Origin of the sequence: Bacteroides luhongzhouii, assembly GCF_009193295.2 — a bacterium.
GTDB lineage: Bacteria > Bacteroidota > Bacteroidia > Bacteroidales > Bacteroidaceae > Bacteroides > Bacteroides luhongzhouii.
The window spans coordinates 4,641,705-4,665,444 of record NZ_CP059973.1 but is presented as its reverse complement, the minus strand read 5'-3'; the positions used below and the strand labels follow the sequence as shown (position 1 = coordinate 4,665,444).

The following is a 23,740-nucleotide window of genomic DNA, read 5'->3' as shown; positions in this document are numbered from 1 at the left end:
TTATGAAAAGAATATTGAATATAAAGTGGATGCACTCTTTGCTATTAAGTGTCCTTTTGATGGGATTTAGTAGTTGCATAGACTATGAGGATTTTAATAAAAATCCAGTAGTGGCTACGATTATCGATCCGAACTCACAGTTATCCTACATACAATTATGTATGGGTGGTGATTGGCTGATGGAACAACCGTTTGCCTATTATTATTCAGGTTTTGTTCAACAACTGCAAGGTGACTGGTCGGCAACGCATTTTGGTGGCGAATACCTGATTGATGATGCACAGTTTCAACAACCATGGGAGCGTATTTATACTTGTCATCTGAAAAATCTGGCGGATATTCTTTGGAGAACGGAGGCGGATGTTGAACAGAAAAATATAAATGCGGTGGCCCGGATTCTGAAATGCTACTTTTTTCTTATCCTGACTGATATGTATGGTGATATTCCATATTTTGAGGCAGAGCAGGGGTATATAACAGGAAATGTTACCCCAAAGTTTGATGAGCAGGAATTGATTTATAAAGACATGCATAAAGAACTTCTGGAAGCGGAGGAGCAACTGGATGAAAATGCTGATAAACTGACCGGTGATATAATTTATAGTGGTGATCTAAAGAAGTGGAGAAAGTTTGCCAATACTTTAAACCTTCGTATTGCAATGAGATTGGTTAAAGTAGCTCCGGAGCTCGCGGAAGAATGGGTGACTGCTATTTGTAATATTGAATCGGGGCTTTTGGGGGCTGGAGATGATGCATTAATTCATTATATGGATTTATTGGATTGGGACGAAACGGAGTTCAGACGTAATGGCTTGGCGCAGTTGTGGCGTAGCCGGGAGAATGCTCCTATGTGTTATTTCTGTACTACGATGTGGGATAAGTTAAAAACGACCAATGATCCCCGTCTGTTGATTTTAGGAAGATGTTATGCGGAAGATTCAACAGATCCATTTTTAAGAACAGATTTGACGGATTTTATTATAGAGAAGGCCCCGAAGCAACTGGAATCAATAGAAGCAGTAAAACCAGGATTCTATTGGTGGGATAATTGGCCTGCTGGGTTTATGGATGGAGATACGTATTACGGAAAGGAATGTCGTCCACAACTGAACAAGGGATTTATAAAGGGAGATTCTCCTGCCATCTTTATGAGCTATGCAGAGACAGAACTTTTACTGGCAGAAGCAAAACTTCGCTGGCCGGCCATAAATGACAGTAAAACAGTAGAGGTGCATTATTCAAATGGAGTAAAGGCAGCCATGGGATTACTGAAAAAATTTGATCTGGGAGAAGAAGTCTCCAATACGGAAATGGCCAGTTATCTGTCCCGGAATCCGCTACCATCAGATAAAGATGGACAATTACAATTTATCAATGAGCAATTATGGATTTTACATTTGATTAATCCGTCAGAAGCTTATTCTAACTGGAGACGTTCGGGATATCCTGTATTGAAACCTTCAACAGAATATGGCGCGGCAGTCAAAGACTCCCGTACTATTCCCAGAAGATTGAAGTACCCGTTATTTGAGCAGACTTATAATCCGACCGGATATTATGAAGCAGTCGGAAGAATGGGAGGAGAAGATAACTGGAATTGTAGAATTTGGTGGGACAAAGAATAAAATACTATGATTATGAAAACATGGAATATTATAAAATCAATTTTTTTTATTAGTTTTTATGTACTAATAGCCGCGTGCAATGATGATGCGGCAGAAGAATCTATTTCGGCAGATAATTATCCTCGCATCATTGCAACAAGTCCTACATTACCAATGAAAGGTGAAAATGGGGAATTGGGAAAACTCAATGTAAAGCAGGGGGAGACAATTACGATAAAGGCTATTTATACTCCTTTTGAATATGCAGAAGCTGTATGGTATGTGGATGGAGTACAAGAGGGAACTGGAGATGAATTTAAATACAGCAATGAGACTCCGGGAATTTATCGTTTGAAGTTGGTTGTAAGTACTGCCAGCTATGAAACCACTCGGGAAGTGAACCTTAATGTGTACTCAACGGGTATTGGCGGAGAGTTTTCTGGTTTTGAAATTCACAAAGGAGTGAATATCGGTAATTGGCTCTCACAAAGTAGTGCAAGAGGAGAAGAAAGGAAGAATAAGTTTAAGGAAACTGATGCTATCTTTTTAAGTCAGCAGGGATTTGACCATTTGCGGTTACCGGTGGATGAAGAGCAGTTGTTTACGGAATCAGGTGAAGTCGATGAAGAAACTTTGAATCTGATATATAAAACTGCAGATTGGTGCCAATTGTATGATATGAGATTGATTTTTGATTTTCATATACTGCGGTCCCATAATTATGAAGCGGATAATAAACCTCTATGGACTAGTAAAGAAGAGCAGGATAAGTTTGTACGGATGTGGAAAACAATTCATGACAAGCTTCAACAATATCCTGATGATATGTTAGCGTATGAGTTACTGAATGAACCTGTAGCTCCCAGCAGTGATATTTGGAATACGTTAGTGAATCGCCTGATAACAGAATTGCGTGAAGTTGCCCCGGCAAGAATGTTGATAATTGGTTCTAACTTATGGAATAGCGTGTCTACAATAAGTGATTTGCAGATACCAAGTGAAGATAAAAATATAATGTTGACTTTCCATTATTATGAGCCTTACTTGTTGACTCACTATCATGCTAGTTGGACAGATTTTGCCAATCTTAATTTACCATTGAATTATCCGGGACTTTTGGTCAGAGATGAAGATTTCAATAATCTTCCTGCGGATCAACAGGAGATTGTGCGTCCCTATAAACAGGAATATACCCGTGAATCTATTTTGAATAACATCAATGTGGCTGTTACGGCAGCTCGGTCAAAAGGAGTGAAATTGTATTGTGGTGAATTTGGTTGCCTGCCTTATTCTAATCTGACTTCACGTTATGCGTGGTATCGTGATTTAGTTTCTATTTTTAATGAGACCGAGATTTCTTATGGTGCATGGGAATACAATGCGCTCTTTGGTTTCTGTACTCCTGACGGAGGATTGAAGGATGCCACTTTAGTCGATATATTGTTAGGGAGAGAAGGAGCGGAACTGACTACCATTTATGCTGTTGAGGCAGAGGATTGTGAAAAAGGCGGAGGCACTATGATTATAGAAGACAATGCTGCGGCTTCAGGAGGAAAACATGTGAATCATTTTTGGGGAGATTCTAATTTGAAATTTGATGTGACTGTTGAAGAGGAGGGAGTTTATTATTTGAAGATTCGTTACGTTTGTGGTACTGACGTGTGGATTTACTCTCAAGTGAATGACGGAGTGAAGCAAATGATACCTTGTCCGAACTCCGGAGGTTGGTGGAGTGAATTTACAGATACAAAGACTGTTGTAAATCTTTCGGCTGGTAAAAACACAATATCTTTCACTCCGGAACCAATGGGAAGTCCTATCCTTGATAAATTTGAGGTTTGTAAAATAAAGAAGTAAGTAGGTATATGGCAAAATATATATTTCTGTTTTTTCTATGGATGGCTGGCTTCGCTTATGGGTGTGGAGATTCGGAGACATCTGTTAATGATGATATTCCTGTGAGTAAGGCTCCTACTTCAATAAAGTTGCCTCATTTGATTAGTGATAACATGGTATTGCAGCAAAACTCAAAAGTAATTTTGTGGGGAGAAGCTACACCTAAATGTACAGTTACAATATCAGCTTCTTGGATAAAGCAGGATATAGTAGTGAATGTTGATGGTACAGGACAATGGCAGGCGTCTATTATGACGCCTGCCGGTGGTCCTGAAACGCAGACGCTTTCGTTTGATGATGGCGCTTCCGCCCCATTAATCGTACGGAATATATTGATCGGGGAAGTTTGGATATGTTCCGGACAGTCGAATATGGAGATGCCTTTAGGAGGCTGGGAGGGATGTCCTGTAGATAATATGGAAGAGGCTGTGACAAATGCTGATAAACATTCGGATATTCGTATGTTGACGGTTGAACGCAACAGTGCAACTGTGTCCCAAAATGAATTGGAAGGAGACTGGCTGGTTGCTTCTTCTGGACAAGTAAAAAGATTTAGTGCTGTTGCTTATTATTTTGCGTTGGAGCTACAGGAGAAGTTGAATGTTCCTGTTGGACTGGTAGTTGCTGCTTGGGGTGGTTCTGATATAGAATCATGGCTACCCGGTGGAGATAAATATAATGGTATGCTTTATCCATGCCATAAGTATGCAGCTAAAGGATTTCTGTGGTATCAGGGAGAATCGAATGTCTGGAAATGGTATGAATATCGGAAGAATATGAAAGAGTTGGTAAAATCGTGGCGTTCATTGTGGGAAGGCTCTTTGGGGACGGGTGAAAATATGCCTTTTTATTATGCCGAGATTGCACCGTATGCTTTGCCAGAAGATAATGGAGCCACAGGAATTGTTTCTGCTCTTTTGCGTGAGGTCCAATGTGAAGTTCAGAAAGAGATTATGCCGGCTGGTATGGTTTGCACAAATGATTTGGTTGCATTATCAGAGAAGAATCAGATACATCCGGCAAATAAAAAAGGAGTAGGTATGCGTCTGGCACATTTGGCTTTGAGCCAAACTTACGAGCATGGTGAAATAATCTCTACCAGTCCTTCTTTTGAGGGAATGTGTATGGAGGATGGTAGAGTTTTACTAACTTTTAAAAATGTGGGTGGTGGCTGGATGGACATTGATAAGAATAGTGTGCTTCAAAATTTCGAGCTGTCAGATGGAAAAACACTGGTCGATGGATGTTATGTTTTTTATCCGGCATCGGATATATCATTTGGGGATGGTGATGTAGTCACTGTTTCTTCAGATAAGGTTGCTGTTCCTAAGCATATCCGTTATTGTTTCCATAATTTTATGTTGGGATATATGCGAAACAAGGCGGGGTTACCTTTGATTCCTTTTAGGGGTGAGAGCAATATTGGAGGGACTTATATGGTTGAGGCTGAAAGTGGAACTTCAAGTGGCACATCAGTGGCTTTGAGCGATAATCCATATGCTTCAGGCGAGCGCCTTCTTACTAATTTTTACGGAGATGCACGTTTGAACTTGAGTTTAGCAGTAGAAGAGGAAGGCTTATATGAATTGAGTGTATATTATATGAATGAGGTGGATGCTGCCGTCCGGATTCAAGTAAATGGAGGAGTACAACAGAATCTGAATTGTCCTGCATCCGGTAGTTGGTGGAATAAGTTACAATTTGCAGGAATGGCAGTAACACTATTAAAAGGGGAAAATACTATCGTGATAACTCCGGGAATCAATGGAGGTCCCAACTTGGATAAAGTTAATGTTGTAAAGATGGAAAGAAAATGATGAATCAGATTGTTCGAATGAGAGTTACAGTATTATTGATTATAGTTGCGGTGATGTGGACTAACCATACAATATGGGGAAATGTCCGGATGGAAAGTCTACAGTCAAATTTCGAAATTACGAGGGGAGTGAATATTAGCCACTGGCTTTCTCAAAGTAAAGATAGGGGTGAGTTGCGGAAAAGTAAGTTTGGCAAGGACGAAGTCGCTTTTCTTAAAAAGATGGGATTTGACCATTTACGTTTGCCGGTTGATGAAGAACAGTTATTCACTCCTTCAGGGGATGTAGATGCAGAAACGATGGGATTGATGCATCAGGCAATTAGTTGGTGCCGTGAGTTTCAAATGCGGATAATTGTTGATTTTCATATTCTTCGTTCTCATCATTTTGGTAACAATGAGAGACCTCTATGGGCAGACCCCATTGAACAGGACAAGTTTATTCATTTGTGGAAGCTTATAAATAGGGAATTGGAAAAGTATCCGGAGAATTTACTGGCATATGAACTATTGAATGAGCCGGTAGCTCCGGAAAATGGGGTTTGGAATGAATTGGCAAAGCGCCTGATAAAGGAGCTACGGGAAGTAGCACCCAAGCGTATGCTTATATTAGGATCTAATTCTTATAATAGTGTTAATACGATAAAAGATTTGCAGATACCTAAAGGTGATCGTAATATCATGTTAACATTCCATTGTTATGAACCTTATCTATTGACCCATTATCGTGCGTCGTGGACAGACTTTGCCAAACTTGATGTGACATTGACATATCCGGGTGATTTAATTAATGAAAAGGATTTTGAGAAATTGTCTGATGAAGAGAAAAAGATTGTTGCTCCTTATAAAAGAATGTATAGTAAAAGGACCATTGCCCATGAAATAGAACAGGCATTAAAAGTGGCTAAAGAGAATGGGGTAAGATTATATTGTGGAGAATTCGGCTGTCTACCGTTTGGAAACCATGCTTCACGTTATAACTGGTACAGAGATTTAATCTCAATATTTCAGAAAAAGAAAGTTGCTTATGCATGCTGGGATTACAAATCTATTTTTGGTTTCTGTAACACGGATAAAGCCATAAAAGATGGTGTTCTTCTCGCTATTCTGCAAGGTAAGGATATTAGGGATTGGGAACAAAAAAGTTTGATTGAGGCAGAGAAATGCGAAATGACTGGAAGCTCTCTTTCTATTATAGCCAACCCTTATGCTTCAAACGGTGAGGTGGTGAAGGATTTCTTTGGTAATTGTAGTTTGACCTTTAATGTCGTTACTGAAAATGCTGGTGAGTGCTTATTTAAGATACGCTATACAAGTGGAGAAGATGTGGGTCTTAATTTGCAAATAGGGAATTCACGTCAGGTAATCCGTTGTCCGAATACAGGTGGTTGGTATGATAAATTTGAAGAAACAGAAATCTATATCAATTTACCCAAAGGACAGAGTGTCTTGTGTGTTACTCCGGGAACGAATGGAGGACCTATTTTGGATAAATTTGAACTGTTTAAAGAAGTCACTGATTAGAAGTAAGGTAATTAATTTAAGTGTTCATGTTAATGATGAGAAGAATGAAAAGATATTGTCTTTTAGTTATATATAATATATTATTAATACCGACTCTGTTATCCCAAAATCATCACGAGAATGAAATGGACTGTTTCATTACTGACTTAATGGACCGGATGACTCTCCGTGAGAAACTCGGGCAATTAAACCTGCCTTCGGGTGGTGATCTTGTGACAGGTTCGGTGATGAATGGTGAACTTAGCGATATGATTCGTAAACAGGAAATCGGCGGCTTCTTCAATGTCAAGGGTATTCAGAAAATTAATGCCCTGCAACACCTTGCGGTAGAAGAAAGCCGGTTGAAAATACCTCTACTTGTAGGTGCAGACGTTATCCACGGTTACGAAACTATTTTTCCGATCCCATTGGCACTTTCTTGCAGTTGGGACACTCTGGTCGTCGAACGTATGGCACGCATTTCTGCCATTGAAGCCAGCGCAGACGGTATTAACTGGACATTCAGCCCGATGGTCGATATTTGTCGTGACGCCCGTTGGGGACGTATCGCAGAAGGGAGCGGAGAAGATCCTTATCTGGGTTCTTTAATGGCTAAAGCGTATGTGCGTGGTTATCAGGGAAACAATATGCAGGGCAACGATGAAATACTTGCCTGTGTGAAACATTTTGCACTTTATGGAGCGTCTGAATCAGGACGTGATTATAATGTGGTGGATATGAGCCGCCTGCGTATGTATAACGAATTTCTGGCTCCTTATAAAGCTGCCGTTAATGCCGGTGTAGGCAGTGTCATGAGTTCTTTTAATATCGTCGATGGTATTCCTGCTACCGCCAATAAATGGTTACTGACTGATCTGCTTCGGGATGAATGGGGCTTCGGGGGACTATTGGTAACAGATTATAATTCGATAGCCGAAATGTCTTCTCACGGTGTCGCCCCTCTGAAAGAAGCTTCCATACGTGCTTTGCAGGCAGGGACAGATATGGATATGGTTTCCTGTGGTTTTCTGAACACACTGGAGGAATCTCTGAAAGAAGGAAAAGTAACAGAAGAACAGATAAATGCGGCCTGCCGTCGTGTTCTGGAAGCCAAATATAAATTGGGATTATTCTCTGATCCGTATAAATATTGTGATACTCTGCGTACCCGGGAAAAACTTTATACGGCCGAACATCGTTCTTCCGCCCGTACGATTGCAACTGAAACTTTTGTTTTGTTGAAGAACGATCATCGTTTACTTCCTTTGGACATAAAAGGAAAGATTGCCCTGATTGGTCCGATGGCAGATGCGCGTAATAATATGTGTGGAATGTGGAGTATGACATGTACTCCTTCCCGGCACGGAACATTATTGGAAGGAATCCGTTCGGCAGTGGGTGATAAGGCTGAAATACTGTACGCGAAAGGCAGTAACATATATTATGATGCAGAAACGGAAAAGGCGGCTATGGGTATTCGGCCGCTTGAACGTGGAGACAACCGGCAGTTATTGGATGAGGCTTTACGTATAGCTGCCCGTGCTGATGTGATTGTAGCTGCTTTGGGTGAGTGTGCGGAAATGAGTGGTGAATCGGTTTCACGTACCAGTCTGGAGATACCTGATGCTCAACAAGACTTATTAAAAGCTTTGGTAAAGACGGGCAAACCTGTCATACTTCTTTTGTTCACGGGTCGTCCTTTGGTTTTGAACTGGGAGGCTACAAATGTACATTCTATCTTGAATGTCTGGTTTGGTGGTAGTGAAACGGGAGATGCAGTTGCTGACGTATTGTTCGGTAGAGTATCTCCAAGTGGTAAACTGACAACTACCTTCCCGCGTTCGGTAGGACAGTTGCCATTATTTTACAATCATCTGAATACTGGTCGTCCTGATCCTGACAATCGTATATTCAATCGTTATGCCAGTAATTATCTGGATGAGAGTAATGGGCCTCTGTATCCATTCGGATATGGTTTGAGTTATACAGACTTTGTTTATAGTGATTTTCAGATTAGTTCGGAAACTTTACCTAAAAACGGTGAGTTAACGGTTTCTGTGACTGTCACCAATAAAGGAGACTATGACAGTTACGAGATTGTGCAGTTATATCTTCGTGATATTTATGCAGAGATTGCCCGTCCGGTGAAGGAGCTGAAAGGTTTTGAACGTATTTTCCTGAAGAGTGGCGAAAGTCGTGACATTAAGTTTGTTATCACGGAAAATGATCTGAGATTCTATAATTCCGGTTTGGAATATATCTACGAGCCAGGAGAATTTGATGTCATGGTAGGACCGAACTCCTGTGATGTACAAACCAAGCGATTTAAGGTTGAATGACCTTAAATCGCTTTTCTTCTCATTACTACCAGCAAATCAAATCTTTTTTGTGACGGAGTGCCAACCTCAATTTCTTTTGGAGGAAATTGTTTGTCGAACTCATTAGCCGCTGATTTATCGACCTGATATATTTCATCTTCTATATAGCGTCCTTTAGCGTTGGCTAAAGCATCATCATACAGTTCACAAACATGAAGAGCTGTGGCATACATATTATCTTCGGTGCGAATCCCTAATGTTTCAGCAGGAATGAATCCTTGCCGGAGGTAATAATCCGGATCACCGCAAAGTAAAATGGCACGAAATCCCATATCGAAAGCTCGTTTTTGGGTCAGCGCAATCATTTTTCCTCCAATACCTTTCTGTTGATATTCGGGAAGAACAGAAATGGGCCCCAGACTCAATACTTCATATTGGTTACCGTCATCCGCCATGATAAATGATTTAAGGCAGACCACATTGCCGACAATCTTGCCATTAAGTTCTGCAACAATATCGAGTTCCGGTACAAACTTGGGATGGTTACGCATGATATGAAGGAGATAATGTTCGTCACACCCCGGAGAAAAATGATTCCAGAAGGCTTCCCGTGTGACATTTTCGGTTTCATTATGATCCGAAGGTTGCTCAATTCTAAGTTTTATATCCATCTTATTTCAAATATATAGTTGCACAAATATAGAGAACAAAATTCGAATATTTACCTCTTTAAGGACGAATCTGTACATTATAGCAAGATGAGACAAAAACTCCCGATACAAAGTTTGAATATACACTAGTATCAGGAGCTTTGTGTATTGATGCATCAAGATTGTAGAGAATTAAACCTTGTTCATATTTTGCGTGTACAGACTATCGATGATACCGTCGGACAGTCCGATGGTAGGTACAATAATTCCGGTGGCTTTTATATGAGTAGCTATCTCGAGAAATATTTCAGCAGCAGGAACAATAACATCGGCCCGGTCCGGTTTCAATTTATATTGCTTGATACGCTGTTCGGTAGAGAGCTTTCAATGTTTCATATATATCTTGCAGTGATCTTTTTTATTTCACTTTGTTTCATACTGAAAGGGAACTGTCTAAATTTTCTGCAAAAATATCAATGTGAGATGTAATCGTCATAACGATATTATTACGAACTTATTACAATGTTTATTTGTTATTTTTATATATCAGTAGAAACACTTATATTCGCAAAAGTATTGGAACAGAATCGGTTAAAAAAATATAGAATTTATGAAAACAATGAATTATTCCCTTATTCGCATTCTCTTTGCACTTGTGATAGGATTGGTGCTCGTGATTTGGCCCAATGCGGCTGCCAGTTATATTGTCATAACAGTTGGTGTTGCCTTTTTGATTCCCGGTGTTATCAGCCTTTTGGGCTATTTCGGTCGGAAAAGACAGGAAGGTGAGGCGGCTCCCCGTTTCCCGATAGAAGGAATCGGTAGTTTATTATTTGGACTTTGGCTGATTGTGATGCCTGAATTCTTTGCAGATGTTCTGATGTTTCTATTGGGATTTATCCTGATAATGGGAGGAGTGCAACAGATTGCTTCTTTATCGATGGCACGTCGGTGGATGCCTGTTCCGGGAGCGTTTTATCTGGTTCCTTCATTGATTCTCATTGCGGGTATCATCGCTTTGTTTAATCCGACAGGAGCACGTAATACTGCATTTATAATTATTGGTGTGAGTAGTTTGGTTTATTCGCTTACCGAATTAATCAACTGGTTCAAGTTTGACCGTCGTCGTCCAAAGACTCCGGTAGTACATGATGATGATATTGAGGATGCAAAGATAATCGAATAAAAAAGAAGAGGACTGCTTCACAGCACCCCTCCCCGCAAACTTAAAACAACCAACAAAAGAAATAGATAATTTCATAACGGTGAACTGTGAATGGTTAACGGTAAATACATTGTAGTCTAAAAATACAGTTGGTTTACCGTCTACTGTTTATCGTTCACCGTTCTTTTTTTCTATCTCACAAATAACAGTTCCCTGTATTTCGGAAGCGTCCACATCTGGTTGTCAACAATGAGTTCCAATTTGTCGATGTGGTAGCGGATTTCTTCCAGTGCCGGAACGATCGTGTCGTGGTAGGCAATGGCTTTTTCCCGTTCGCTTTCTATCTTGTTCGCAACCTTACGAGCTTCAATCATTGCATCTACATGTTCCTTGATGAAGGCTGTGCGGTCGGCAATCTCTTCAATAAGTTCCAGGTTTTTAGCAGACAATTTCGCTGCCTTTTCTGCCGGGAAAAGAGATTGCATCTTATAGACATTATTAATTAAATCCGTTTGATATTGAGTGGCTACCGGAATGATATGATTCATAGCCAAGTCACCCAATACACGTGCTTCGATCTGAATCTTCTTCGTGTACGTTTCCCATTTTACTTCGTTGCGGGCTTCCAGTTCTTTCTTTGTCATTACGCCGGTAGCTTCGAACATGGCAATTGTTTCCGGCTTCAGGTAATTATCGAAGATAACAGGAACACTGGTTTCGCAATCCAATCCACGGCGGGCTGCTTCTTTCTTCCATTCGTCGCTGTAACCATTGCCGTCAAAATGAATCGCTTTACATTCCTTGATATATCCACGGATAATTTCAAGAATGGCAGACACTTTAGGTTCCCCCTTTTCAATCAAAGCATCCACGTCTTTCTTAAACTTCACCAATTGGTCTGCTACGGCAGAGTTCAATGCAATCATGGCAGACGCACAGTTTGCTTCGGAACCTACGGCACGGAACTCAAAACGGTTTCCGGTGAAAGCAAAAGGAGAGGTGCGGTTACGGTCAGTGTTGTCAATCAGCAATTCGGGAATCTGCGGAATATCCAACTTCATTCCCTGTTTACCGCTAAGACTGATTAAGTCATCTTTCGTACTGTTTTCAATGTGATCCAATACCTGTGACAATTGTTTTCCGAGGAAAGAGGAGATGATGGCAGGAGGTGCTTCATTAGCTCCCAGACGGTGAGCGTTGGTAGCACTGGAGATAGAAGCTTTCAGCAATCCGTTATGATGATAAACTGCCATCAGTGTGTTAACAACAAATGTAACAAAACGCAGGTTATCTTCCGGAGTCTTACCCGGTCCCATTAATAATATGCCCGTGTCAGTTCCCAACGACCAGTTGTTGTGTTTACCCGATCCGTTGACGCCCTTAAAAGGTTTTTCATGAAGTAGTACGCGGAAACCATGACGGCGGCTTACCTTACGCATCAATGACATAATCAGCAAGTTATGGTCATTAGCAAGGTTACATTCTTCAAAGATAGGGGCCAATTCGAACTGGTTCGGGGCAACTTCGTTGTGACGAGTCTTAACAGGAATACCCAGCTTTAACGCTTCAATTTCGAGGTCCTTCATGAAAGCGGCTACGCGGGTGGGGATAGCACCGAAGTAGTGGTCCTCCAACTGCTGGTTTTTGGCACTGTCATGTCCCATCAAAGTACGACCGGTCATTAGCAAGTCCGGACGTGCAGCATACAATCCTTCGTCTACGAGGAAGTATTCCTGTTCCCAGCCTAAGTAAGCAACTACTTTTTTCACTTCCGGGTTGAAGTAACGACATACGTCTACGGCAGCCTTATCTACGGCACGCAATGCTTTCAGCAAGGGAGCTTTATAGTCGAGAGCTTCGCCGGTATATGCAATAAACACAGTTGGGATGCAAAGTGTATCATCTACAATGAAAGCAGGTGATGAGGGGTCCCATGCGCTGTATCCGCGGGCTTCGAATGTATTGCGGATACCGCCATTCGGGAAAGAAGAAGCATCCGGTTCCTGTTGTACAAGCAGTTTACCTGTGAATTCTTCCATCATACCGCCTTTGCCGTCATGTTCAACGAAAGCGTCATGCTTTTCAGCTGTACCCTCGGTCAGCGGTGCGAACCAGTGCGTGTAATGAGTAACACCCATTTCGATGGCCCATTTCTTCATGCCGGCAGCTACCTCATCGGCAATACTGCGATCTAGCGGAGCACCGTTGTCAATGGCGTCAATCAGTGCATTGTATACCTTGCTGGGAAGGTATTTGAACATTTTTTCCTTGTTGAATACATACTTGGCGAAATACTCCGAAGGACGTTCGGCAGGTGTTGCTACCTCAACAGCCTTTTTCTTGAAAGCTGTCTCTACTACTCTGAATCTAAGTTTTGACATAATACCTGATTTGATTTGTTGTTAAATATGTTAGAGTAAATAATTACTTTGTTATGTAGTTCCCGGAAAGGCGATCAAACCTGTCCGGAAGTTTTTTCTGTGATTAGCGGGGGAGTGATTAGTAGTAAGTGGTGCGTAGCTGTCTTTCACTAATCACTAAACCGTTCATCACTAAATTAGTTGTAAGCAGATTCTCCGTGTTCGTAAATGTCAAGGCCTTCTTCTTCGACACGTGCCGGAACGCGAAGTCCGTGAATCTTATCAAGCGTTTTGAAAATGATGAATCCCATGCCGGCTGCCCATGCACCTACTATCAATGCTCCGAATATTTGTGCACCGAGGAATCCGAAACCGTAACCATAGAATAAACCTTCACTGGTGGAGAACAAACCTGTAAGAATAGTTCCTAAAAAGCCACAAACACCATGTACAGAAGATGCACCTACCGGATCGTCAATCTTTAAAACCTTGTCAATGAAGTCAACGGAGAATATCATTACGACACCACATATTGCACCTATTAAGGCTGCTCCTGCAGGAGATACTGCGTCACATCCTGCTGTGATACCTACCAGTCCTGCCAAGATACCATTCAGTGTCAATGACAGAGAAGGTTTTCCATATTTCATCCAGCTCACCAACAGAGCAAAGAAACCACCGGCACAAGCTGCCAGATTCGTAGTCAGGAATACGTGGGAGATGGCGATAGCGTCAGCTTCGGTTGCTGCTGCCAATTGAGAACCGGGATTGAATCCGAACCATCCGAACCAAAGAATGAATACACCCAGTGCAGCAATAGTCAGGCTATGGCCTGGGATAGCTTTTGATTTGCCTTCTTTACTATATTTACCGATACGGGGACCAAGAATGGCAGCACCTACCAAAGCAATCCATCCGCCTACAGAGTGAACGACTGTGGAACCGGCAAAGTCATGGAATGTGGTTCCGAAGAGATTCATCATGAAAGAACCTTCTTCACCGTTCATCAACCAGCCTCCGCCCCATGTCCAGTGACCGGATATCGGATAAATCAGTACACTGATAAAGATGGTGTAGACGATATACATGGAGAATTTTGTACGTTCTGCCATGGCTCCTGATACAATTGTAGATGCTGTCGCACAGAATACGGTTTGGAATATGAGGAATCCTTCGGTTGGCAAACCATTATCAATGAAAGAAAGGTCGAAGAAGTGGGGCATTCCGATGAATCCACCTGCGCCGAACATCAATCCGAAACCGACAAACCAGTATAGTAAAGAGCCGAACATGAAATCTACAAAGTTCTTCATCAGAATGTTGGCAGTATTTTTCACTCTGGTAAAACCAGCTTCTACTAATGCAAATCCCGGCTGCATGAAGAATACGAGCATTGCTGCAAGCAACATCCATACAGTATTCAATCCAAGAGCTAATTCTCCAACCGTATCGGGAGCTGCTGATGCTTCTTCGGCAGGAGCGGCAACGACTTCGGTAATTGTTTCTGTAACTGCTGTAACTGTATCGGCAGCGGCTGTGTTTTGTGCCGACATATCAGTAGTAAAACAGCACAAAATGAATATAGTAGTGGCTATCCACAGCTTTACGAAGCTATGGCTTTTATATTTTGTATCCATAATAATTATCTTATTTTATACCTATTATTTATTAGTGATGTTGTAAACCTCTTTATAAACGTTATAATCCGCAAGGAAACCAGGGAGCGGCACCTTGCCGCTGCCGATTAACGTTCTTGTTCTGCATTGTAGAGGGCTATGTCACCACGTTCGGCAGTGCGGATGCGGATAGCGTCTTCGATAGGAATGACGAAAATACGTCCGTCACCGATTTCTCCGGTCTGTGCAGCTTTAATGATAGCCTGCACTGTTTTCTCGGTATTCTTGTCGCGTACGACAATAGAGATCAAAATTCGTTCAATGGTGCTGGTGTCATATACTACGCCACGGTAGATACGTCCTTGCCGTGCTTTTCCAATGCCTCTTACATCGTAATAAGAGAACCATTCGATGTCCGCTTCGAGAAGAGCGTCTTTTACGTCCTCGAATTTGGTCTTACGGATAATAGCTTCAATCTTTTTCATATACCTTAAAATATTAGTATGTCTTGTAAAAGAAAGAGGTATAGGGTAGCGGCAGCCATAGCAGGTTACCATACAACAAACCGATAAAATCTAAACTCTAACTACCTTTTCTAATCCCTATACACTCTTTGTATTGTAAATTCTCTCTCTTAAAAACTTAGTCCGAAAGCAAAGTAGGCTCCTTCAGTGCGTGGATTCACTGTCACTTTGGCAAATGTCGGTATGGAGAAGGAATCTGTGATTTTAATCTCCTTGGATGCTCCGAGACTGATGTCTGTTACGCAGAATCCACTGGTATAGCCATTATAAAAAGTCGTTTCCCAGGGAACCATACCTAAATCTACTGTCCAGTCGAGACCTCCCAATTTGAATGGTGCGCTAAGTGCGAGGTAAGAAGAGTAAGCTCTTTTGCCGTTTTCTTTCACACCGTCGGCACCTGCAAAATTTGTGTACCAGTTGACGGCTAGCGGACCGAAATCATATCCCACTTGTGCTTCAAATACGTGAGCCGTAGAATAGGCTCCATATTGGAAATATTTATTGGTTGTATAAATCTCCTTTCCGTATTCATCTACATCCCCTGTATATGTTTTATCAAACCAATAATCCGTTATTGAAACACTAAATCCACCCATTGAATAACCGAGAGTTAAATCAAACTCTTTTGCATCTTTGGATTCAATTCCCACCGATCCCCATGCTCCGAGTGATAAACCTTTGTAAGAGATTCCCAGTGAAGGCTGGACGCTAACCCCGCCTAAATTCTGGCCGCGCCAGATGTAGCCACTTACCAAATCTGCTCCAACGGAAGCTTCTACCTTATCTTGTGCCATCATTGTAGACGGGACAAGTCCTGACAGTAATAATGCTACTGTTATTACCCCCAATTTGTTGTTAATCGTCGTTTTCATCGTCTTTTTACCTTTAAAAGTTAGAAAAATGTGGATGTACGGTCCATTTGTTATATAGTAGCGCGCAAAATACTATCGTTTTTTATAGATAACCGATCATGGATAACTGATCATGCGGGAATGATGATGTTCGTTTAATGGGGGATGTTGAACTTTCCATTTCCCGCTATCCATTATTCGTTCAATCAGAGCCAGTTTTTTATTCTTCTCATCGCTTCGATACAGTCGTTGCGTTCGCCGAATGCAGTCAGCCGGATATACCCTTCACCGCTTGGTCCGAAGCCTACACCGGGAGTCCCGACCACATTGGCTTCATACAACATCTGTTCAAAGAATCGCCATGAAGAAAGTCCGTTCGGAGTTTTCACCCACAAGTAAGGAGCGTTGACTCCGCCGTATACTTTCAATCCCGTCGCTTCCAGTCCTTCCTTCATGATTTTTGCGTTGGTCATATAATAGTCGATTGTTTTTTTAATCTGAGCCTTGCCTTCTGCACTGTAAACGGCTTCTGCTGCCCGTTGAGTAATATAAGAAGTGCCGTTGAACTTAGTACACTGGCGTCGGTTCCATAATCTGTTGAGTGGTATGCGATCGCCTTCCAGAGTGGCGGCAGTGAGCTCTTTCGGAACCACGGTATATCCGCAGCGTACTCCTGTAAATCCTGCTGTTTTTGAAAAACTACGGAATTCAATCGCGCACTTTTTAGCTCCCTTAATCTCATAGATAGAGTGGGGGACATTCTCGTCCTGGATATATGCCTCGTAAGCAGCATCGAACAGAATCAGTGTATCGTTTGCCAGGGCATAATCCACCCACTTTTTCAGTTCCGGTTTGGTTAAGGTGGTCCCTGTCGGGTTGTTCGGATAACAGAGATAAACGATGTCTATCTGTTTGACCGGAATTTCCGGGATAAAGTTGTTCTCACTTGTGCAAGGCATATAAGTAACATTGCTCCATTTACCCGTTTCTTCTTCCAGTACCCCGGCGCGTCCACACATAACGTTACTGTCTATGTAAACCGGATAGATGGGATCTGTAACACCTACGCTATTGTCGTGGCGAAGAATATCACCTATATTTCCGGTATCGCTTTTAGCCCCGTCGTTGACGAAAATTTCGGATGCTGAGAAATGAATCCCGCGTGGAGCGAAATCGTTTTTTATGATTGCTTCAATCAGAAAATCATATCCCTGTTCAGGACCATATCCGCGGAATGTATCTTTGCTGGCCAGTTCTTCTACTGCTTTGTGCATTGCTTCTATACAGGCTGGAGGAAGTGGCTGCGTAACGTCGCCGATACCTAGCCGGATGATGTCCTGTTTGGGATGCGTTATCCTGAAAGTATTTACCTTTTTCGCTATATCCGAGAATAAATAACTTCCCGGTAATTTTAAAAAATGCTCGTTTACTAATGCCATCTTGTTATTGTTTTAAGTTCTGCAAAATCTAATACTTAATACTTATCATCAATCTCTCCATCGAAAACCTTGGTTGCCGGTCCGGTCATTAATATATGTCCGGAGGTTTCATCCCATTCGATGGTAACTGTTCCTCCATCCATTATCACATCGCTTTTTCTTCCTGCAAGTCCGTTGATGAAGGCGGCTACTGCTGTGGCGCAAGCACCTGTCCCGCAAGCCTGAGTAATTCCCGATCCTCTTTCCCACACTCTCATCCGTATGGTGTCTTTACCGACGAACTGTGCAAACTCTACATTCGTTCTGTCGGGAAAGAGAAGATGATTCTCCAGTTCAGGACCAATTTCCGGAAGATTAATTTGGGTAATGTCATCAACAAATGTGACGAGATGAGGATTACCCATTGATACTTTAGTAGATCGGAAAGGATATTTCTTTCCCCAATCAATCTCTCCTGTTTCTTGCGGACTGCCCATATCTACGGTGACTGCACTGACTGTTTTTTCCTCTACCTGCAATTTCAGAATCTTAATTCCCGATAGTGTTTCCAAAGTTATTTCTGTTTTATCAGTCAATCCGTATTCATATACATATTTGCCTACACAGCGGCTACCATTGCCACACATCATTGCTTCCGAACCGTCGGCATTGAAAATACGCATACTGAAATCTGCTTTATCAGAGACACCAATCAATATAAGTCCATCGCTTCCGATTCCTGTATGAAACTTGCTCCATTCGATCGCTTTCTTTTCAGGGTCTGCTATCGGATATCTGGTCGTGTCTACATATATGTAGTCATTTCCAGCTCCATGCATTTTAGTGAACTTAATCTTTGATATCATTTTGATTGATATTTATAGGTTGCTGTATCCTTTTGTTTTATTACGACACAAAGGTATGACTTTTTGCTTTATATTTTGCTGAAAAGTATGTCTAATCTCTATTTATTTTCTTTAAACTTATAATCGCCTTTTATACGACTATGTTTAGTTATAATTTGAAATTATATATATATCTATATTAATAAATTGTTATTTGGGTGAATTGTTTTGCATATCCTTTCATAATATATGAAGAATATTTAGCCCTGATAATCGATGAAACCAGTTATAAAAACAGGAAATACATTCTTTTTCTTTTGACGATATGAAAGTGAAAAACCTTATTTCTCTATCATATTGCTCGCGGGATATTTTGAAGAACCTTTTTCTGTATTCATTGTTTTAGCACTATCATTAATATAAAAACATAGCGATATGAATATAGAGAAACAACTAGAAACAGCAATTAAAACCAACCATCTGGTGTTGGTGGTATTCTATGCCGATTGGTCCCCTCATTATGAGTGGATAGGACCTGTGCTTCGAACTTACGAAAAGAGAACTGTAGAATTGATTAGAGTGAATGCAGAAGAGAATAGAGCAATTGCCGATGCACATAATGTAGAAACAGTACCGGCTTTCCTTCTATTGCATAATAGTCATGAACTATGGAGACAGGTAGGAGAGCTTACAGTAGAAGAATTAAAAGAAGTATTGGATGATTTCCAATGAATTGTCTGTAATCTTTTATTGTTATTCATAGGAAGATCCCTTTTCTTTTTAATTAAAAAAAATGACACTTTTAAAGTGTTGGTATTTAGAGCGTTATAGAAGATGATTTTCCATTTAAAGAAACGGGTGATTCCTTTAAAAGGAAACACCCGTTTGACACCGAGAAACAACCTGTTTCTTTTAAAGGAAGATTTCGTTTCCTTAAAGCCCAGCTGTTGAATTGTTTAATATGTGAATATTTTTTCTTATTGAAGCTTTTTAAGCTCTTCTTGTAAGATGACCGGCTCATTAGTGGTGATGAAATCTACCTTTTGTTCAATCAGCGATTTCATGTCTTCTACTTCGTCCACTGTCCATACGTTTACTTTCAAGCCGAGGTCGTGGGCTTCTTTGATCCATTCGGGGTGTTTCTTAATCACTCCCATGTGATAGTCAAGACCGGCAGCACCGAGTTCTTTCAGTTCTTTGGGAGACAGGTCTCCGTTAAGGTAAAATACCGGAGTACCGGCAGGAGCCAGACGGATAAACTCTTTCATGGCATGCAGAGAGAATGTGATGTACTCCATACGGTTTTCCAATCCCATTTTCTTTACCATGGCAACGATTCCCTGCACCGCTTTAGTCTCGCGTTTCTTGTTACTATGTGCTTTCAGTTCGAGAATCAGTTGGGTTTTACAGTTTTTTCCGGCTTCCAGATACTGTTCCAGGCTGGGTAAGTTTTCTCCGTTGGATAATTTAAGTCCGGTCAGCGCATCACCTTTGGAATATTCCATCGGCCTCATCTTGTATACGGGATCATGGTTAACCACTAACTTGTTATCCTTCGCGATCCATACGTCAAATTCTGAACCGTAACAACCGATGGAATCTGCTTTTAGAAGTGATGAAATACTGTTCTGCGATGATCCCGGAGTTTTCCAGAAACCGCGGTGAGCTATCACTTTTGTCTGTGCCTGCATACAGCAAGCAGCCATTAGAAGGGCAGAAGCCATCATCATTTTTTTTAAATTCATTAGTTTGGTCTTTTAAAAGTTTGATAGATTTAATTGGGTTTGGCCTCAAAATTATAAAAAAGATAACGCAAATCAGCCGATAATATGCTAATCTGCGTTAATCCTTGGGATTTTAGAATAGAAATGCTACAAAAGAATAACAGAATTTGCTATTTCCGTTATTTTTTATCAGTTAAGTATAGGCCTCTTCATGTATTCCTTTCACTGCACGTCCGCTAGGTTCGTTCAGATTTCTGAAAGCGATGTCCCATGCCAGTGCTTCTGCTGTGGAGCAGGCTACGCTAGGAACGCTGGGGACGGTGCGTGCTGCGCTTTCACTGGGGAAATGCTCCTCGAAAATGCTACGATAGTAGTACTCTTCTTTGTTTTGTGGCGTATTGATCGGGAAACGTTCGGCAGCATGTTCCATTTGCTCATCGCTCACGGCAGCTGCTGTGATTTCTCTCAATGTGTCAATCCATGAATATCCTACACCGTCACTGAACTGCTCCTTCTGTCTCCAAGCCACACTTTCTGGTAACATATCGGCAAAGGCTTCGCGGACAATTCGTTTCTCGATGTTTTTTCCGGGGCACATTTTAGCTTTCGGGGTCAGGTTCATTGCTACATCGAGAAATTCTTTATCAAGGAAAGGGACGCGCCCTTCTACTCCCCATGCTGACAGACTTTTATTGGCACGGAGGCAATCGTACATGTGCAACTTTGAAAGTTTACGTACTGTTTCTTCGTGGAATGCCTGTGGAGTAGGGGCCTTGTGGAAGTACAGATAACCTCCGAAAACTTCATCGGCGCCTTCACCGCTCAACACCATTTTGATACCCATTGATTTGATGACACGCGCCAATAAATACATGGGAGTGGAAGCGCGTACGGTAGTTACATCATACGTCTCGATGAAATAAATAACATCGCGAACAGCATCCAGACCTTCCTGAATAGTGTAGTTGATCTCGTGATGGACGGTACCGATATATTCGGCCACCTCACGCGCTTTAATCAAATCGGGGGCGCCCTTTAGACCGATGGCGAAAGAGTGGAGTTGGGGCCACCATGCATCGCTTGCACCGTCTGTTTCTATACGCTTTGCCGCATATTTTTTGGCAATGGCGGAGATGACGGAACTATCCAACCCACCCGAAAGAAGTACTCCATACGGTACGTCACTCATTAACTGACGATGTACGGCATTTTCTAATGCCACTTTCACATCATCGGTTTGTGCATCATTCTCTTTTACAGCTTCATATTCTGTCCAGTCGCGCGAATACCAACGTTTCATTTTGCCCTCTTTACTATAGAAATAATGTCCGGGAAGGAATACTTCATATTCGTCACAAAATCCTTCGAGAGCTTTCAACTCGCTGCCGAAGTAGATTTTTCCCTCTTTATCTTTTCCTATATATAAAGGAATAACCCCTATCGGATCACGGGCAATCAGAAATTCATCCTTTTCCTCATCATAAAGAACGAAAGCGAAGATACCGCTGATATCTTCCAAAAAATGGATGCCTTTATCTTTGTAAAGGGCAAGAATTACCTCACAGTCACTTCCGGTTTGAAAGTTATATTTTCCCGCATATTTAGCGCGAATATCACGGTGATTGTAAATCTCACCGTTGACGGCGAGCACCTGTTTACGATCGGGAGAGTATAACGGTTGTCCGCCACTCTGCGGGTCGACAATGGAAAGACGTTCGTGTGCCAGGATGGCACTTCCGCCTACATAGATTCCGCTCCAGTCCGGTCCGCGATGACGGATCTTCTGGGCCATTTTCAGTGCTTTATCTCTTAGTTCTTTCGTTTGAACTTTGATGTTGAGTATACCTGCTATTCCACACATAAATTTAATTTTTAGAGGGGGTAATGTAATCTGTTGATTGTTTATTCGCTATTTCTAAGAAGCTGACTAGCTATTCTTAATTCGTTCCATAATTGTTATCGTTTAGTTCCACAACTGTTTCCCTTTAGTTCCATATCTGTTATCTTTTAGTTCCACAGATATGGAACGAACCGGTAATAGCGATCGAGCTTCCTGTTGTATACTGTTGCAGAACTTATTGTTTCAGATAAGCATCTATTTCCACAGCGGCCTTTCGTCCGCCCGCCATGGCGCGTACCACCAGGCTGGCACCAGTCTCGGCATCACCGGCAAGGAATACATTCTTTGCAAATTTCGGTTGCTCCGGTTTTAAGAATCCCATTGCCAGCAATACCATATCAGCTTCGATGACTTCCTTCTTCCCTGTTGGTTTCATTGTGGGACGTCCGCCATCTGCTGCCGGAATCCATTCTACTTCTTCCACTTCTACACCTGTCACTTTTCCATTCTTTCCGAGGAACTGATTGGAAGCCAGGCACCAGCGGCGTGTACAACCTTCTTCATGGCTGGAAGTCGTTTTGAAGACTGCCGGCCATTGTGGCCAAGGAGTAGCCGGATTGTAGCCGACAGGAGGTTTCGGCATGATTTCGATTTGAGTGACACTGACGGCTCCCTGTCTCACACTGGTTCCGATGCAGTCGGAACCGGTATCTCCGCCACCTATCACAAGTACTTTTTTGCCTTTGGCATTCACCAATTTATCTTTCGGGAAAGTCTGTCCTGCCAGAATCCTGTTCTGCTGTGCCAGCATTTCAAGTGCGAAATGGATGCCTTTCAGTTCACGTCCCGGAATACTCAAATCACGTGCAGTCGGCGTTCCGGTACAGATGCAGTAAGCGTCGAATCCTTCCGGCAAATGATTGACGTCTATTTCTACTCCCATTTCAAACTGTATTCCTTCTGCAGCCAATATCTTCATCCGTCGGTCAATCACATTCTTATCCAGTTTGAAATTAGGAATACCGAACCGTAATAACCCTCCGGGTGCTTCATCCTTATCGAATAAAGTAACGCTATATCCTTTTAAATTCAGCTGATTAGCCACTACCAATCCGGCAGGACCCGCACCAATCACCGCCACTTTCTTTCCGTTTCTTTCCGGAGTCTTTATCTGTATATATCCTTCACGAAAAGCCGCTTCCACGATAGCTGCTTCATTCTCGCGAATAGTCACCGGCTGATCGCAGGAAAGTTTCAACACACACGATTTCTCGCAAAGAGCAGGACAAATACGTCCCGTAAATTCCGGAAAATCGCAAGTAGACGACAATACTTCGTATGCCTCCTTCCATTTTCCCCTGTATAATGCATCCTGCCATTCCGGTTGTTTATTTCCTATCGGGCATGCCCAATGACAGAAAGGTACACCGCAATCCATGCAGCGTGACGCCTGCAATTTACGGCTGTTTGTATTCAAAGTCTGTTCTACCTGACTATAGTCAGCGATTCGCTCGTTTACAGGGCGGTATCCCGCCTCTTGTCGAGGTATATTTAGAAATGCTTTAGGATCTCCCATATTGTTTTTCAGTTTTAAGTTCAAATAATTCCGC

At 41.9% G+C, this 23,740-nt stretch carries 17 protein-coding genes and 1 pseudogene; 7 read left to right on the top strand and 11 right to left on the bottom strand.

Going from position 1 to position 23,740, the window contains the following annotated elements:
• Positions 1 to 2: 2 nt before the first annotated feature.
• From GD631_RS17620 to bglX, 5 genes are read left to right on the top strand one after another with little or no spacing between them, the layout of a single operon-like run.
• The gene (locus GD631_RS17620; protein ID WP_143259832.1) at positions 3 to 1,625 is read left to right on the top strand and encodes a SusD/RagB family nutrient-binding outer membrane lipoprotein; all 1,623 of its coding nucleotides are present in this window, start codon (positions 3 to 5) and stop codon (positions 1,623 to 1,625) included.
• A 12-nt stretch (positions 1,626 to 1,637) separates the two neighbouring features.
• Positions 1,638 to 3,461 (top strand): cellulase family glycosylhydrolase, encoded by a 1,824-nt coding sequence (locus tag GD631_RS17615; protein ID WP_143259830.1) that lies wholly within the window; start codon positions 1,638 to 1,640, stop codon positions 3,459 to 3,461.
• An 8-nt stretch (positions 3,462 to 3,469) separates the two neighbouring features.
• Complete coding sequence (locus GD631_RS17610) at positions 3,470 to 5,317, top strand: sialate O-acetylesterase (RefSeq protein WP_143259828.1); 1,848 nt, start codon at positions 3,470 to 3,472, stop codon at positions 5,315 to 5,317.
• Positions 5,314 to 6,840, top strand: coding sequence for a cellulase family glycosylhydrolase (locus GD631_RS17605; protein ID WP_143259826.1), 1,527 nt, complete (start codon positions 5,314 to 5,316; stop codon positions 6,838 to 6,840). Before GD631_RS17610 ends, GD631_RS17605 begins: the two co-directional genes overlap by 4 nt.
• 44 nt (positions 6,841 to 6,884) lie before the next feature.
• Positions 6,885 to 9,158 carry a beta-glucosidase BglX gene (gene bglX / locus GD631_RS17600; RefSeq protein ID WP_143259824.1) on the top strand — a complete coding sequence of 758 codons (2,274 nt, stop codon included), beginning with the start codon at positions 6,885 to 6,887 and terminating at the stop codon, positions 9,156 to 9,158.
• 2 nt (positions 9,159 to 9,160) lie between these two features.
• Here the strand turns inward: bglX and GD631_RS17595 are convergent, their stop codons facing one another.
• Complete coding sequence (locus GD631_RS17595) at positions 9,161 to 9,808, bottom strand: GNAT family N-acetyltransferase (protein WP_143259822.1); 648 nt, start codon at positions 9,806 to 9,808, stop codon at positions 9,161 to 9,163.
• A 171-nt stretch (positions 9,809 to 9,979) separates the two neighbouring features.
• A pseudogene (locus GD631_RS17590) lies at positions 9,980 to 10,199 on the bottom strand (Ppx/GppA phosphatase family protein); the annotation flags it as partial.
• Positions 10,200 to 10,397: 198 nt separating this feature from the next.
• Between GD631_RS17590 and GD631_RS17585 the strand changes: the two are divergent.
• Entirely contained in the window at positions 10,398 to 10,973 is a 576-nt protein-coding gene (locus tag GD631_RS17585; protein ID WP_143259820.1) for an HdeD family acid-resistance protein, read from the top strand.
• Positions 10,974 to 11,143: 170 nt separating this feature from the next.
• On the opposite strand, the gene GD631_RS17580 is transcribed toward GD631_RS17585, so the two are convergent.
• From GD631_RS17580 to dapF, 6 genes are all read right to left on the bottom strand, one after another.
• Positions 11,144 to 13,333, bottom strand: a complete 2,190-nt coding sequence (locus GD631_RS17580) for a glutamine synthetase III family protein (RefSeq protein ID WP_009040499.1) — start codon at positions 13,331 to 13,333, stop codon at positions 11,144 to 11,146.
• Positions 13,334 to 13,509: 176 nt separating this feature from the next.
• Positions 13,510 to 14,949: an ammonium transporter gene (locus GD631_RS17575; protein WP_143259819.1), complete on the bottom strand. Its 1,440-nt coding sequence runs from the start codon at positions 14,947 to 14,949 to the stop codon at positions 13,510 to 13,512.
• Between the two features lie 107 nt (positions 14,950 to 15,056).
• The gene (locus tag GD631_RS17570; protein ID WP_004303701.1) at positions 15,057 to 15,413 is read right to left on the bottom strand and encodes a P-II family nitrogen regulator; all 357 of its coding nucleotides are present in this window, start codon (positions 15,411 to 15,413) and stop codon (positions 15,057 to 15,059) included.
• Between the two features lie 149 nt (positions 15,414 to 15,562).
• Positions 15,563 to 16,324 carry a hypothetical protein gene (locus GD631_RS17565; RefSeq protein ID WP_143259817.1) on the bottom strand — a complete coding sequence of 254 codons (762 nt, stop codon included), beginning with the start codon at positions 16,322 to 16,324 and terminating at the stop codon, positions 15,563 to 15,565.
• A gap of 185 nt (positions 16,325 to 16,509) precedes the next feature.
• On the bottom strand, positions 16,510 to 17,742 hold the full coding sequence (locus tag GD631_RS17560) for an LL-diaminopimelate aminotransferase (protein WP_143259815.1): 1,233 nt from the start codon (positions 17,740 to 17,742) through the stop codon (positions 16,510 to 16,512).
• 35 nt (positions 17,743 to 17,777) lie between these two features.
• On the bottom strand, positions 17,778 to 18,587 hold the full coding sequence (dapF, locus tag GD631_RS17555; protein WP_143259813.1) for a diaminopimelate epimerase: 810 nt from the start codon (positions 18,585 to 18,587) through the stop codon (positions 17,778 to 17,780).
• A gap of 414 nt (positions 18,588 to 19,001) precedes the next feature.
• Here dapF and GD631_RS17550 point away from each other — a divergent pair, with 414 nt between their 5' ends.
• On the top strand, positions 19,002 to 19,298 hold the full coding sequence (locus tag GD631_RS17550) for a thioredoxin family protein (RefSeq protein WP_143259811.1): 297 nt from the start codon (positions 19,002 to 19,004) through the stop codon (positions 19,296 to 19,298).
• 245 nt (positions 19,299 to 19,543) lie between these two features.
• Here the strand turns inward: GD631_RS17550 and GD631_RS17545 are convergent, their stop codons facing one another.
• From GD631_RS17545 to GD631_RS17535, 3 genes are all read right to left on the bottom strand, one after another.
• Complete coding sequence (locus GD631_RS17545; RefSeq protein ID WP_185911501.1) at positions 19,544 to 20,311, bottom strand: glycerophosphodiester phosphodiesterase family protein; 768 nt, start codon at positions 20,309 to 20,311, stop codon at positions 19,544 to 19,546.
• 172 nt (positions 20,312 to 20,483) lie between these two features.
• Positions 20,484 to 22,151 carry an asparagine synthase B gene (gene asnB, locus GD631_RS17540; RefSeq protein ID WP_143259809.1) on the bottom strand — a complete coding sequence of 556 codons (1,668 nt, stop codon included), beginning with the start codon at positions 22,149 to 22,151 and terminating at the stop codon, positions 20,484 to 20,486.
• A gap of 214 nt (positions 22,152 to 22,365) precedes the next feature.
• Positions 22,366 to 23,706 carry a glutamate synthase subunit beta gene (locus GD631_RS17535; RefSeq protein WP_143259807.1) on the bottom strand — a complete coding sequence of 447 codons (1,341 nt, stop codon included), beginning with the start codon at positions 23,704 to 23,706 and terminating at the stop codon, positions 22,366 to 22,368.
• Between the last annotated feature and the right edge of the window lie 34 nt (positions 23,707 to 23,740).

Excerpts from the sequence above, each read along its gene's own strand:
- GD631_RS17620 (WP_143259832.1), top strand. The coding sequence starts at position 3 with ATGAAAAGAATATTGAATATAAAGTGGATGCACTCTTTGCTATTAAGT.
- GD631_RS17615 (WP_143259830.1), top strand. The coding sequence starts at position 1,638 with ATGAAAACATGGAATATTATAAAATCAATTTTTTTTATTAGTTTTTAT.
- GD631_RS17610 (WP_143259828.1), top strand. The coding sequence starts at position 3,470 with ATGGCAAAATATATATTTCTGTTTTTTCTATGGATGGCTGGCTTCGCT.
- GD631_RS17605 (WP_143259826.1), top strand. The coding sequence starts at position 5,314 with ATGATGAATCAGATTGTTCGAATGAGAGTTACAGTATTATTGATTATA.
- bglX (WP_143259824.1), top strand. The coding sequence starts at position 6,885 with ATGAAAAGATATTGTCTTTTAGTTATATATAATATATTATTAATACCG.
- GD631_RS17595 (WP_143259822.1), bottom strand. The coding sequence starts at position 9,808 with ATGGATATAAAACTTAGAATTGAGCAACCTTCGGATCATAATGAAACC.
- GD631_RS17585 (WP_143259820.1), top strand. The coding sequence starts at position 10,398 with ATGAAAACAATGAATTATTCCCTTATTCGCATTCTCTTTGCACTTGTG.
- GD631_RS17580 (WP_009040499.1), bottom strand. The coding sequence starts at position 13,333 with ATGTCAAAACTTAGATTCAGAGTAGTAGAGACAGCTTTCAAGAAAAAG.
- GD631_RS17575 (WP_143259819.1), bottom strand. The coding sequence starts at position 14,949 with ATGGATACAAAATATAAAAGCCATAGCTTCGTAAAGCTGTGGATAGCC.
- GD631_RS17570 (WP_004303701.1), bottom strand. The coding sequence starts at position 15,413 with ATGAAAAAGATTGAAGCTATTATCCGTAAGACCAAATTCGAGGACGTA.
- GD631_RS17565 (WP_143259817.1), bottom strand. The coding sequence starts at position 16,324 with ATGAAAACGACGATTAACAACAAATTGGGGGTAATAACAGTAGCATTA.
- GD631_RS17560 (WP_143259815.1), bottom strand. The coding sequence starts at position 17,742 with ATGGCATTAGTAAACGAGCATTTTTTAAAATTACCGGGAAGTTATTTA.
- dapF (WP_143259813.1), bottom strand. The coding sequence starts at position 18,587 with ATGATATCAAAGATTAAGTTCACTAAAATGCATGGAGCTGGAAATGAC.
- GD631_RS17550 (WP_143259811.1), top strand. The coding sequence starts at position 19,002 with ATGAATATAGAGAAACAACTAGAAACAGCAATTAAAACCAACCATCTG.
- GD631_RS17545 (WP_185911501.1), bottom strand. The coding sequence starts at position 20,311 with ATGAATTTAAAAAAAATGATGATGGCTTCTGCCCTTCTAATGGCTGCT.
- asnB (WP_143259809.1), bottom strand. The coding sequence starts at position 22,151 with ATGTGTGGAATAGCAGGTATACTCAACATCAAAGTTCAAACGAAAGAA.
- GD631_RS17535 (WP_143259807.1), bottom strand. The coding sequence starts at position 23,706 with ATGGGAGATCCTAAAGCATTTCTAAATATACCTCGACAAGAGGCGGGA.